Below are 12,540 nucleotides of genomic sequence, written 5' to 3'. Positions count from 1 at the left end.
ACGATTGGAGGATCGTTCACCGCGCCTAATCCCGTGGGGGCAGTGACATGGGTCACTGGTAGTCGGTGAAATTGACCAGGAGGTCATCGTCCACGCGGATGTGCTCGAAGTACTTGAGCTGCAGGGGCTGGTAGACCTTGCCCAGCAGATCCGTCCAGGACACCGGGTAGCCCGGCCCGCCGAGGCGGACAAGGCCGGGGCTCGCGGCAAGGCGGGGAGCCAGCGCGTCCATGCGGCGGTCCACCTCCCGTATCCACTCGCCGGTGAACGGGGTGTGGGAGCGAACGATCATGGCAGCCGTCCCCACGAGGCTCTTCCAGTGGGTGGCGATGTCCCGCCCCATCGGACCGGGGAACCGGGCGGAGGCGTTCGCGTTGATCTCCCCGTAGCCGGAGAGCCAGGCCGAGGGATCTCGCTCCATCCGGTCGAAGGCCGGTGCCCAGGAACCCACGGGGGCCTTGAGGTCGATGTACCCGCCGCCGTGGTGGTGCATCAAATAGGCCCGCAGGTAGTCCGAGCGGTGCACAAGGGAGAGGTGCTCATAAGCGGGATGGAGGGGATGCCCGGGGATGAGCCACCCGCCTAGCGTCTGTGGCGTCACCAGGACTACGGGCACCGCGATCACCTTGCGCAGGTGGGCGAGGTTGCGCGACCGGTTTGGGGGAAGCGGGTTGTTGCCAGTCCACAGAACGAACACGCGACGCGGCAGCTCGCTGGACGCCGCGTCAATCGGGGGGGGGAGCTGCAGAAACGAGAGATCGTGCCCTTCCTTGCCCCGGTTCGGACCGGTGTACCGCTGGGCGTCGTAGCGGAAGGGCCAGACCCTGGACAGGGCCGGTGTCACCATGGTCAGAGCCCGCCACTTCCCTGCCCCCAGCACGCGTCGAGTCCGCTTGTTCGCCACAAAGGCGGCGTGCTTCGCCTGCCGTGCAGAGTACATGAGTCTCATATGCCGCACTCTACCCAGCCACCACACAGGCCCCTCGCCAGCCCGGTGGGTGGCCCTTAGTGGGCCAGGAAGGCGTTGCCCAGACTCTGTGTTGGATAGGTTCTCGAGGTGGGCGCGATGGGCTCAGCTCGCCCAGGGGCGGGTGTCCCCGCGCATTTCTTTCCACGCGATGCGGGCCCCCGCGCGGAAGCGGGAGACGCGCCGCGACCACGCCTGCCGGCCCATCGGATGGGCCGCGTAGGACTGGATCTGGAGGTGGGGCCGGGTGGTGGCATTAATCTCTGATTCGCCGACCCATCCAGCGATGGTGGGGAGGAGGATCCACACCTTCACCCCTGCCGCTGCGTGCCAGGTGACATAGTCGTCGGCTGCCCAGGACAAGCCTTCCCGGGTGGCATGGTCCGTGAGAGCGCGGGCGGCTTCCCTGGTCACGAGGTAGAGGCCGGTGCCCCACAGCTCCCCGTCCCAGTTGCCCAGGCGGTAGCGCCAGGGGGAAGATGGTGGCCCGACGGGTTTCGCCAGCAGAGACTGGGGCGCTCGGTCGCGGCTCTTGGCCCAGAAGGGGTCCCGAAACGGGTCTTCAAGGCCCTGGGCCAGCAATGTCCAGCCCCACCCGCGCGTGCGAGCAACACGGCCCAGGACAGCCTCGAAGTCGGGGGTGAATACGACGTCGTCTTCTGCGACCAGCATGAGGTCATCCGGACGGCCCAAGCCTGCCGCGAAATCAGCAAGGAGACCGGCGTGGGAAAGTGTGCAGCCAATCTCCCCGCCCTCGGGAGGCCGGCCCGCCCGGCGCTCGAAGGCGACCACATCGAAGCGATCCCGTCCCGCGCCGGTCCGGCCGTCGAAGGCATCCCACACGACGAAGTCGGCCACGCCCGGCTGCGAGAAGAACGCCTCCCGCCGCGGCGACCCCTCCAACGAGATGACGTACCTGTCCGTGATCTGGCCCATGCGCCTTACAATACCTAGGTATTGTGCGGGCCTCTGGTTGCCCCGGAGGGGCGCCCCGCTGGCCTACAGGAGCGGCACGTGCTCCGGCCGCTGATCCGCTCCCGGCGTCTATGTAGTGCCTCGGGTGCCGGGCTCCGTCGATTCTGCGATCTAACCGCGCGTGTTTCGCTGCCCGTGGGGCGCCGTCGTATAGGACGGATTGGTCGGGGTATCCACGGGCGTGAGATTGAAAGGCAAGCATGCCGTCTCGGGATCGCGTCGACCCTAACCTCGGTAGCCTGACCTCATGCACCTCCTCGTCACCGGCGGCGCCGGGTTCATCGGATCGAACTTCGTCCACCACGTCGTCCGCGAGACCGGGCACGACGTCGTCGTCCTGGACAAGCTGACCTACGCCGGCAACCGGGAGAACCTGGCCGGCCTGCCCGAGGACCGCGTCACTCTCGAGGTGGGGGACATCTGCGACGCGGCCCTGGTGGACCGCCTGGTCGCCGAGTCGGACGCCGTCGTGCACTACGCGGCGGAGTCCCACAACGACAATTCGCTGAACGATCCCTCCCCGTTCATCCAGACGAACATCGTCGGAACCTTCGTCCTCCTCGAGGCGGTCCGCAAGCACGGCAAGCGCTTCCACCACGTCTCCACGGACGAGGTCTACGGCGACCTCGAGCTCGACGACCCGGCGAAGTTCACCGAGACCACCCCGTACAACCCCTCCAGCCCCTACTCGGCCTCGAAAGCCGGCTCGGACCACCTGGTGCGTGCGTGGGTCCGCTCCTTCGGAGTGCAGGCCACGCTGAGCAACTGCTCCAACAACTACGGGCCGTACCAGCACATCGAGAAGTTCATCCCGCGCCAGATCACCAACCTGATCGACGGCGTCCGTCCCCGCCTCTACGGCCAGGGCATCAACGTCCGGGACTGGATCCACACGGAGGACCACTCCTCTGCCGTGCTGCGCATCCTCGAACGCGGCGAGATCGGCCGCACGTACCTGATCGGCTCGGACGGGGAGAGGAACAACAAGGAGATCGTGGAGATCCTCCTCGAGCTCTTTGACCGCCCCGCGGACGACTACGACCTCGTCGCCGACCGCCCCGGCCACGACCTGCGCTATGCGATCGACAACACCGCGCTGCGCACCGAGCTCGGCTGGGAGCCGCAGTTCACGGACATCCGCGCGGGCCTGGCCGACACGGTCCGCTGGTACCGCGAGAACGAGGCCTGGTGGCGCCCAGCCAAGGACGCCGTCGAGGCCACGTACCGCGCCCAGGGCCAGTGAGGAGGCACCGCTGATGAAGATCACCGAGACCGCCATCCCCGGCCTGCTCGTCCTCGACCTCGACGTCCACGGGGACAACCGCGGCTGGTTCAAGGAGAACTGGCAGCGGGAGAAGATCCGCGCCCTCGCCGCCGAGCACCCCCGCCTGGCCTCGCTCGCCCCGGTGCAGAACAACATCTCCTTCAACGACGCCGTCGGCACCACCCGCGGCATCCACGCCGAACCGTGGGACAAGTACGTGGCCGTCGCCCACGGCCGGATCTTCGGCGCCTGGGTGGACCTGCGCGAAGGGCCGTCCTTCGGCGCCGTCGCCACCGTGGAGCTCGGCCCGGAGAAGGCCGTCTTCGTGCCGCGCGGGGTGGGCAACTCCTACCAGACGCTCGAGCCGGACACCGCCTACACCTACCTGGTGAACGACCACTGGTCCGCCGACGCGCAGGGCCAGTACACGTTCCTCAACCTCGCGGACCCGACGGCCGCCATCGCCTGGCCCATCCCGCTCGAGGACGCCGAGCTCTCGGACAAGGACCGCGCCCACCCGATGCTCGCGGACGTCACCCCCATGCCGCCCGCCCCGATCCTCGTGCTCGGCGCCGGCGGCCAGCTCGGCCGCGCCCTCGTGGCCCGCGCCGAGGCCGCCGGGATCCCCGTGGAGGCCCACGGACGGGACACGTGGGACATGACCGATCCGGCGTCCTGGCCGCGGGAGCACTTCCGTGGCCTGCGCGCCGTGGTCAACGCGTCCGCCATGACCGCGGTGGACGCCGCCGAGACGCCCGAGGGCCGGGCCCAGGCCTGGGCCGTCAACGCGACCGCCGTCGCCGAGCTCGCCCGCCGCTGCACCGAGGCCGGCGTCCCCCTGGCGCAGGTCTCCACGGACTACGTGTTCGACGGCACCCTCCCCGTGGGGCAGGAGCACCCGGTGGACCACCCGCTCGCGCCGCTGGGCGTCTACGGCCAGTCGAAGGCCGCCGGCGAGGCCGCGGTGCGCACCGTGCCGCGGCACTGGATCGTCCGCACCTCCTGGGTGATCGGGGAGGGGAAGAACTTCGTGGCCACGATGGCCTCCCTCGCCGAGCGCGGGATTGACCCGGCCGTCGTCGCCGACCAGCACGGCCGCCTCACCTTCGCCGACGACCTCGCCGACGCCCTGCTGCACCTGGTCACCACGGACGCGCCCACGGGCACGTTCCACATGACCAACAGCGGTGACGTGGTCACCTGGCACGACGTCGCCCGGTGGGTCTTCGAGGACACCGGCCACGACGCCGCACGCGTCTCCGCCGCGACCACCGCCGAATACATGGCCGGCAAGGAGGGCGCGGCCCCGCGGCCGACCAACAGTGCCCTCGATCTCGGGCCCCTGGCCGCCGTCGGCTACACCGCCCCGGATCAGCGCGAACGCCTGCGAGACCACCTGTCAGAAGCGGCGGGTGGCACACGCTGATATTCTTGCAGGAATCGCGTCTGCTCAGAGAGAATACATCTGGCATACATCGCCCCCCGAAAGGCCCCGTCATGAACGCTCGCTCTGCTCACACCACCGCGTCAGGCCCGAGTCGGCGCGCCGTCGCCACCGGGCTGGCCTGGTCTGTCCCCGCCGTCGCCATGGTCTCGGCGGCACCGTCCTTCGCCATTTCACTGCGCAAGGATCCCGGCATCAACGGCTGGGTGCAGGTCACGCCCAGTGGGCGTGCCGGGTGCGCCTCTGGTTATTCTCTCGACGTGACCTCGGCGCCCGCTGGTGGAGGCCGCACGCCCGACGGCGCGCCTTGGGGGCTCTACCTCTACGACTTCTCGTCGGAGGGTGTCTACACCAACGCCAAGCTCGTCTACTGGGTGCGTGGCGACCACGTGAAGCAGAACCCGATCACCTGGAAGGCGGCCACCGGGCATTCCTCGAAGTGGGAAGGCCCGGTGACGGGTAGCCCGCAGAGGAAGGCTGACGGTTTCACCTACACCCCCTACACCTGGACGTACACCGGCACCATCAATCCGGCGAACGTCAAGAGTGACGGGCGGCTGTACCTTGAGAACTTCCACGTGACCTCGAGCACGTTCTCCCAGTTGGAGGGTGGCAGGTGCGTGCCCCTCGATTACTGGGCGTACCGGGAGATCGTCGCGGATCCGGACGGGCCCAACGGCCCGCAGTCGCCCCGGACCCTGCACTTCGAACGTCGAGCAGGTATGAGTGGCGCGTACGTCTCCGGCGGCCAGGCTCGTATGGCGGCTTCGCCGGACGCTGAGGGCACCAGTCAGTTGTAAAGCCCGAGCAGCTGAACCGGCTCACTCACACGTGCACGGGGGCGGGTCCGAGATGCCGAGCATCTCGGGCCCGCCCCCCCGTCGCGTGGGTGCTATCCTGTCCGGGTTGCCCAGGCGAGGGAGCGCACGCTCCGTGATCGACGAGGCCGCCGCCGCGCGTCAGCACGCTGACCCGCCGCGGCACCGAAGCCCCCTCCTGGCCGCATCCCGCGCCGCCCCCCGGCTGCGCGGCCGAGACCCCCACAGGAGGACGCATCATGTCTGACCAGATCAAGCTCAAGGTCACCCGCCGCACCGACTTCGGCAAGGGCGCCTCCCGCCAGGCCCGCCGCGCCGGCCAGATCCCCGCCGTCGTCTACGGCCACGGCGCCGAGCCGATCCACCTGCTGCTGCCGGCCCAGGAGACCACCCTGGCCGTCCGCAACCCCAACGCCCTGCTCACCGTCGTGAACGAGGCCGGCGAGGAGCACCTGGTCCTGCCCAAGGACATCCAGCGCCACCCCATCCGCCAGACCGTGGACCACCTGGACCTCATCGAGGTCCGCCGCGGCGAGAAGGTCGTCGTCGAGGTGCCCGTGCACGTCGAGGGTGAGCTCTCCACCGCCGTGGACGCCGAGTACGTCCTGGACTACCCCACCGTTCCGGTCGAGGCCGAGGCCACCGACCTGCCGGAGAACGTCCTCATCTCCGTCGAGGGCCGCGAGCCCGGCCAGCACGTGTACGCCACCGACGTGCAGGTCCCCGCCGGCGTGACCCTGCAGCTCGAGGACGAGATCGTCATCGCCACCGTGTCCGAGGTCGTGGAGCAGGACCTCGGCGACGAGTCCGTCCAGGAGGAGCAGGCCGCCGAGTCGGCCGAGGGTGCCGAGGGCGAGGGCGAGTCGGAGGGCTCCGAGGAGTCCGCCGAGGGCGAGTCCGAGGGCTCCGAGGACTGACCCGCCATGACGGGGACCACGCTCATCGTCGGGCTCGGCAATCCCGGGCCGGAGTACGAGCGCACCCGTCACAACGTCGGCCACATGGTGGCGGGCGAGCTCGCCTCCCGCATGGGGGTCGGGTTCACCCGCCACAAGGCCGGCGCCGTGGTCGCCACCGGCCGCCTCGGCATCGGGGGGCCCCGCGTGGTCCTCGCGATGTCCACGGGCTACATGAACACCTCCGGGCGACCCGTGTCCGCCCTGACGAACTTCTACGACGTCGCCCCCGAGGACCTCGTGGTGGTGCACGACGAGCTGGACATCCCCTTCGAGACGCTGCGCCTCAAGCGCGGCGGCGGCGAGGGCGGGCACAACGGGCTCAAGTCCATCACCGCGTCCCTGGGCACCAAGGACTACCACCGCGTCCGCGTGGGCATCGGCCGTCCGCCGGGCCGCATGGACGTGGCGGACTTCGTGCTCAAGCCGTTCACCAAGCAGGAGCAGGAGCTGCTCCCGCTGCACGTGGACCGGGCCGCGGACGCGGTCGAGAAGCTCGTCACGGACGGGCTCGAGGCCGCACAGCAGGCCTTCAACAGCTGAGGTCCGGCCTCCCCGGACGACGGCGCCGCACCCGGCTTCGGGTGCGGCGCCGTCGTCGTCCGGGCGTCGGTTCAGCCGGTGGCCGCCAGGATGAGGTCGGCGGCGCCGAGGATCGCCGGGGTCATCTGGGACGGGACGTGCGAGGCCAGCCCCGTCACGCCGTGCTCCTCGGCCGCGGCGCCGTCCGGCGAGGGGGTCGGGGTCAGCCCCGGCCGCCGCGGTCGATCCACGCGGAGACCTCGCGGCCGGCGCGGGCGACGACCTTGCCGACCATGGGCTCGGCCATCTGGGCCATCTTGGAGCCCACGAGCGGGATCTTCACCTGCAGATCGCCGTTCACGCCGTACTCGGTGCCGGCGGGCGCGGCGGCGAGGCGGAGGGTCCCCTCCGCGGTCGCCTTGGCCTTGGGGACGCGGATGGTGGTGGTGCCGGTGCGGGAGCCGTCCGCGGCGGGGGCGGACCAGCGCTCCACCTGCTCGATGTTGAGGTTCTCGCCGACCACCTTGCGGACCATGTCCGGCAGGCGGTCCGTGGGGCCGGAGCGCACGATGGTCAGCTCGACGCCGCCGTCGGCCTGGTCCTGGCGGGCGAAGGACACCAGGCCGCCGCCCAGGGACTCGGCCACGGAGCGGTGGAAGTCCTCGGAGAACAGGGCCTCGGCCACGGCGGCCGGCGGGTGCGGGATGGTCTGCTGGGCGGAGAATGCCATGGGGACTCCTCAGGTCGTGGAGCTTTCAGCCTATATGCTGGACGGCGGCCTCCGGCCTGGCTCCCCGCGGGCATCGCCACGGGCGTGACGCACGCCGCCGGCCCGCCCGACGTCCCCTCCGGAAAGGCGCCTCCGACATGTCCGCACTTTGGGCCGTGGCCCTGATCATGCTCTTCAGCGGGGCAGCGAAGCTGCGCTCCCGCGAGGACGTCGGCGCGGTGTTCACCCGCCTCAAGGTGCCGGCCCCGTGGAACGACGCGCGCCTGGCCCGCGCCTTCCCCTGGCTCGAGCTGCTGCTCGCCCTGGCCCTGGTCCAGCCGTTCACGGTGCTGCGCCCCCTGGTGGGGCTGGCCGCCGTCGCGCTGTTCGTCGCGTTCCTCGTGCTCGTGGTCCGGGCCACGGGCGACGGCGTCTCCTGCGGCTGCTTCGGTGAGGCCTCCGCCGCGCCGATCACCGGGCAGACCGTGGTCCGCAACGTGCTGTTCCTGCTGCTGGCCGTCATGGCCCTGTTCGAGGGCGTCGCCTCCCTGGCCGTGCACGGGATCGCCACGGAGTGGCTGCCCCTGACCGCGTTCGGCGAGGACGTCACCGCCTGGACCGTGGTCGTCACCCTGCTGCTGGCCGCCGCCGCCGTCCTGGTGGGCCGGGAGTCCGTCCCCGCCGCCGCGTCCGCCGTCCCGGTGCCCGCCGCCGGGGTCCCCGGCTCGGCCGCGCCCGCCCCGGCCGAGGGGCAGGGCGACGAGCCGGAGCGCCGTCCGTTCCCCGTCGCCGCGGTCCAGCAGGGCGGGGCCTTCGTGACCCTGCACCAGCTCGTGATCCCCGGCGCGGTCGTCGCCCTGCGGCTGTCCGTCGGGTGCGGCTCCTGCTCCGCGGTGATCGCCCGCCTGCCGGAGCTGGTCGAGCGCCTCGGGCCGATCCGCGTCCGGGTGCTCATGCCGCAGACCGTCCCGGGCGGCGAGCTGCGCCACGGCACGATCCCGGCCGAGCTGGTCCTGGAGGACCCGGCCGGCGCCGCCGCCGGCGGCCTCGGCCTCACCGGCTTCCCCAGCGCTGTGCTGCTGGGCGCGGACGGCATGACCGCCGGCGGCCCCGTCTTCGGCGCCGACGAGGTCATCGCCTTCCTCGAGGAGATCGGCGAGATCGTGGCCACCGAGCTGCCCGCGGCCGCCGAGGGGAGCCACCGCCCGTGAGCCCCGCCGACGTCACCGCGCCCGTGCCCGTCCTCGCCCCGCTGCTGCCGGTCCTCGCCCGCGAGCCCGCGTTCGAGGCGGCCGCCGCCTCCGCCGCCCGTGCCCTGCCCGCCCGCGGGCAGGAGCTGGAGATCGGCCTGCCCGACGGCGCCCGCGCGCCCCTGTTCGCGCACCTCGCCGACGCGCTCGCCGCCGGGCACGGCGCGGACGCCGTCCTGCTGGTGGTCACCGCCACCGCCCGCGAGGCCGAGGACCTGATCGGGGACCTCGCGGCGTGGGCGGACCCCGCGTCCGTCGCCCTCTTCCCCTCGTGGGAGACCCTCCCGCACGAGCGGCTCTCCCCGCGCTCGGACACCGTGGGTGCGCGCCTGGACGTGCTGCGCCGCCTGGCACACCCGGGGGAGGACGGCCGGCCGCCGCTGCGCGTGGTGGTGGCCCCCGTCCGTTCCGTCATCCAGCCGCTCGTCCGCGGCCTGGGGGAGCTGGCCCCCGTGCACCTGCGCGTCGGGCAGGAGCGCGACTTCGACGCCGTCGTCCAGGACCTCGCCGACGCCGCCTACGCCCGCGTGGACATGGTGTCCCGCCGCGGCGAGTTCGCGGTGCGCGGCGGGCTGATCGACGTCTTCCCGCCCACCGCCGACCACCCCGTGCGCGTGGAGTTCTTCGGCGACGAGGTCGAGCAGATGCGCTGGTTCTCCGTGGCGGACCAGCGCTCCCTGCAGGACACCTCCGAGGACGGCAGCGGGCACCCCACCGAGCTGCACGCCCCGCCGTGCCGTGAGCTGCTGGTCACGCCCTCCGTGCAGGAGCGGGCCCGCGCCCTGATGGCGCGCCTGCCCGGCGCCGCGGACATGCTGGAGCGGATCGCCGAGGGCCAGGCCGTGGAGGGCATGGAGTCCCTCTCGCCGCTCCTCGCCGACGGCATGACCTCCCTGGTTCACCTGCTGCCCGAGGGGTCCCTCACCCTGCTCGTCGAGCCGGAGCGGATCCGCAGCCGCGCGGACGACCTGCTGGCCACCAACGAGGAGTTCCTCGCCGCCGCGTGGGCGGGCGCCGCCCAGGGCGCGCAGGCCCCCGTGGACCTCGGGGCGGACCAGTCCGCCGCCGGCGGGTTCCTCACCCTCGCAGAGCTGCGCGAGGCCGTCCTCGAGGAGCGGCAGGGCCACTGGTCCACCACCGCCCTCTCGCCCGACGCCGAGCTGCTCCCCGACGCCTCCGCGCTGCGCTCCTCGCTGGGCGTGCCCACCACGTTCGGCGCGGACATGGAGGCGATGGTCCGCTTCACCCGCGAGCGGCTCGCCGACGGCTGGTCCGTGGTCCTTCTGACGGACGGCCCGGGCTCGGCCCGCCGCCTGGCCGAGCTCCACGCCGACGCCGGCCTCACCGCCTCCGTCCTGGACGGCCCCGTGGACCCGGCGCCCGCCCCCGGGCGCGTGCGCGTGGCGACCGCCGCCGTCGGGACCGGGTTCACCGACCCCGAGACCAAGCTGGCCGTCGTCACCGAGCAGGACCTGTTCGGCCGGCACCGCACCGCCGGCACCCGCGCCGCGGGCGGCAAGCTCGCCCGTCGGCGCCGCAACGCCGTGGACCCGCTGGCCCTGCAGCCCGGGGACTTCGTGGTGCACTCCCAGCACGGCATCGCCCGGTTCGTGGAGCTGCAGCGCCGCCCCGTCACCGGCGGCGCCCGGAAGCGGCCGGGGGAGGAGGAGTCCTACCGCGAGTACCTCGTCCTGGAGTACGCCCCCTCGAAGCGCGGCGCCCCCGGGGACCGGCTGTTCGTGCCCACGGACCAGCTGGACCTGATCTCCCAGTACGTCGGCGGCGAGGCCCCCGCGCTGTCCAAGATGGGCGGCTCGGACTGGGCGCAGACCAAGTCCAAGGCCAAGCGCGCCACCCGCGAGATCGCCGGCGAGCTCATCCGCCTCTACTCGGCGCGCATGGCCACCCGCGGGCACTCCTTCGCCCCGGACACCCCCTGGCAGGCGGAGCTGGAGGAGGCGTTCCCGTACATCGAGACCCCCGACCAGCTGACCACCATCGAGGAGGTCAAGAAGGACATGGAGTCCCCGGTCCCCATGGACCGGCTGGTCTCCGGCGACGTGGGCTTCGGCAAGACCGAGGTCGCCGTGCGGGCCGCCTTCAAGGCCGTCCAGGACGGCAAGCAGGTGGCCGTCCTCGTCCCGACGACGCTGCTCGCCCGCCAGCACCACCAGACCTTCACGGACCGGTTCGCCGGCTTCCCCGTGACCGTGGCCGCGCTGTCCCGGTTCCAGACCGCCAAGGAGTCCAAGGAGGTCGTCGAGGGGCTCGCCGCCGGCGAGGTGGACGTCGTCGTCGGCACCCACCGGCTGCTGTCCAAGGAGGTCCAGTTCAAGGACCTCGGCCTGGTGATCGTGGACGAGGAGCAGCGCTTCGGCGTCGAGCACAAGGAGGCGTTGAAGAAGATGCGCACCAACGTGGACGTGCTCGCCATGTCCGCGACGCCGATCCCGCGCACCCTGGAGATGTCGCTGACCGGCATCCGCGAGACCTCCACCCTGGCCACGGCCCCGGAGGAGCGCCACCCGGTGCTGACTTCCGTGGGCCCGTACACGGACCAGCAGGTGATCGCCGCGATCCGCCGTGAGCTCATGCGCGAGGGCCAGGTGTTCTACGTGCACAACCGGGTCACCACGATCGACAAGGTGGCCTCGCGCCTGGCGCAGCTGGTCCCGGAGGCGCGCATCGCCGTCGCCCACGGCAAGATGAGCGAGTCCCGCCTGGAGCAGATCATGGTGGACTTCTGGGAGAAGAGGTTCGACGTGCTGGTGTCCACCACGATCATCGAGACCGGCCTGGACATCGCCAACGCGAACACCCTGATCGTGGAGGACGCCCACCGCTACGGCCTGTCCCAGCTGCACCAGCTGCGCGGCCGCGTGGGCCGCGGGCGCGACCGCGCGTACGCCTACTTCCTGTACGACGCCCAGAAGCCCCTCGGCGAGGTGGCCATGGAGCGGCTCAAGGCCGTGGCCCAGCACAACGAGCTCGGCGCGGGCCTCCAGCTGGCGATGAAGGACCTCGAGATCCGCGGCGCCGGCAACCTGCTAGGCGGCGAGCAGTCCGGCCACATCGCGGGCGTGGGCTTCGACCTGTACCTGCGGATGGTGGGCGAGGCCGTGGCCGACTTCAAGGGCGAGGAGGACACGGCGCCCGCCGAGGTCAAGGTGGAGCTACCCGTGAACGCCCACCTGCCCCACGACTACGTGCCGGGGGAGCGGCTGCGCCTGGAGATGTACCGCTCCCTGGCCACCGCCGTCGACGACGCCGCCGTGGACGCCGTGGTCGAGGAGATGAAGGACCGCTACGGGCCCCTGCCGGAGCCCGTCCAGGCGCTCGTGGCCGTGGCCCGGTTCCGCAACCGGGCCCGCGAGGCCGGGGTCACGGAGGTCATGCTGCTGGGGCAGAACGTGAAGTTCGGCCCCGCCGCGGACCTGCCCGAGTCGCGACAGCTGCGCGCCCAGCGCATGTACAAGGGCGCCCAGCTGAAGCCGGCCCTGAACGCCCTGCTCATCCCGCGGCCCAAGACCAAGCCGGTCATGGGCCAGGACCTCGTCGACGCGCCCCTGCTGGAGTGGGCGGACCAGGTGGTGCAGGCGATCTTCGCCCCGGAGCCGGTCAGCGCGGGCTGAGCC

The 12,540-nt window shown here is 71.9% G+C and carries 11 protein-coding genes; 7 read left to right on the top strand and 4 right to left on the bottom strand.

The genetic code is table 11. The annotated features are described in order from the left end of the window. Positions 1-52: 52 nt before the first annotated feature. Positions 53-526 (bottom strand): hypothetical protein, encoded by a 474-nt coding sequence (locus tag KW076_RS11580; protein ID WP_216881440.1) that lies wholly within the window; start codon positions 524-526, stop codon positions 53-55. A 546-nt stretch (positions 527-1,072) separates the two neighbouring features. After that, positions 1,073-1,903 carry a glycosyltransferase family 25 protein gene (locus KW076_RS11575; RefSeq protein ID WP_224355459.1) on the bottom strand — a complete coding sequence of 277 codons (831 nt, stop codon included), beginning with the start codon at positions 1,901-1,903 and terminating at the stop codon, positions 1,073-1,075. Between the two features lie 286 nt (positions 1,904-2,189). On the opposite strand from KW076_RS11575, the gene rfbB reads away from it, so the two are divergent. The 5 genes from rfbB (at position 2,190) to pth (ending at position 6,967) form a co-directional block, all read left to right on the top strand. Continuing rightward, entirely contained in the window at positions 2,190-3,185 is a 996-nt protein-coding gene (rfbB, locus tag KW076_RS11570) for a dTDP-glucose 4,6-dehydratase (RefSeq protein ID WP_224355458.1), read from the top strand. 13 nt (positions 3,186-3,198) lie between these two features. Continuing rightward, positions 3,199-4,632: a sugar nucleotide-binding protein gene (locus tag KW076_RS11565; RefSeq protein WP_224355457.1), complete on the top strand. Its 1,434-nt coding sequence runs from the start codon at positions 3,199-3,201 to the stop codon at positions 4,630-4,632. A 71-nt stretch (positions 4,633-4,703) separates the two neighbouring features. After that, on the top strand, positions 4,704-5,450 hold the full coding sequence (locus KW076_RS11560) for a hypothetical protein (protein ID WP_224355456.1): 747 nt from the start codon (positions 4,704-4,706) through the stop codon (positions 5,448-5,450). Positions 5,451-5,707: 257 nt separating this feature from the next. Beyond that, entirely contained in the window at positions 5,708-6,385 is a 678-nt protein-coding gene (locus KW076_RS11555; RefSeq protein ID WP_224355455.1) for a 50S ribosomal protein L25/general stress protein Ctc, read from the top strand. A gap of 6 nt (positions 6,386-6,391) precedes the next feature. Then, positions 6,392-6,967: an aminoacyl-tRNA hydrolase gene (gene pth / locus KW076_RS11550; RefSeq protein WP_224355454.1), complete on the top strand. Its 576-nt coding sequence runs from the start codon at positions 6,392-6,394 to the stop codon at positions 6,965-6,967. Positions 6,968-7,038: 71 nt separating this feature from the next. Here the strand turns inward: pth and KW076_RS11545 are convergent, their stop codons facing one another. Both KW076_RS11545 and KW076_RS11540 read right to left on the bottom strand, forming a co-directional pair. Further along, on the bottom strand, positions 7,039-7,197 hold the full coding sequence (locus KW076_RS11545) for a low molecular weight phosphatase family protein (protein WP_224355453.1): 159 nt from the start codon (positions 7,195-7,197) through the stop codon (positions 7,039-7,041). Then, the gene (locus KW076_RS11540; protein ID WP_224355452.1) at positions 7,170-7,676 is read right to left on the bottom strand and encodes a DUF2505 domain-containing protein; all 507 of its coding nucleotides are present in this window, start codon (positions 7,674-7,676) and stop codon (positions 7,170-7,172) included. Before KW076_RS11540 ends, KW076_RS11545 begins: the two co-directional genes overlap by 28 nt. Before the next feature lie 137 nt (positions 7,677-7,813). Here KW076_RS11540 and KW076_RS11535 point away from each other — a divergent pair, with 137 nt between their 5' ends. Both KW076_RS11535 and mfd read left to right on the top strand, forming a co-directional pair. After that, the gene (locus tag KW076_RS11535) at positions 7,814-8,866 is read left to right on the top strand and encodes a MauE/DoxX family redox-associated membrane protein (RefSeq protein ID WP_224355451.1); all 1,053 of its coding nucleotides are present in this window, start codon (positions 7,814-7,816) and stop codon (positions 8,864-8,866) included. Then, positions 8,863-12,537, top strand: a complete 3,675-nt coding sequence (gene mfd / locus KW076_RS11530; protein WP_224355450.1) for a transcription-repair coupling factor — start codon at positions 8,863-8,865, stop codon at positions 12,535-12,537. The genes KW076_RS11535 and mfd overlap by 4 nt, the downstream gene beginning before the upstream one ends. The last annotated feature ends 3 nt before the right edge of the window (positions 12,538-12,540 follow it).

Origin of the sequence: Micrococcus porci (assembly GCF_020097155.1) — a bacterium.
GTDB lineage: Bacteria > Actinomycetota > Actinomycetes > Actinomycetales > Micrococcaceae > Micrococcus > Micrococcus porci.
Note: the sequence above shows the minus strand (reverse complement) of the source record. Positions and strands in the feature narration are given on the sequence as shown.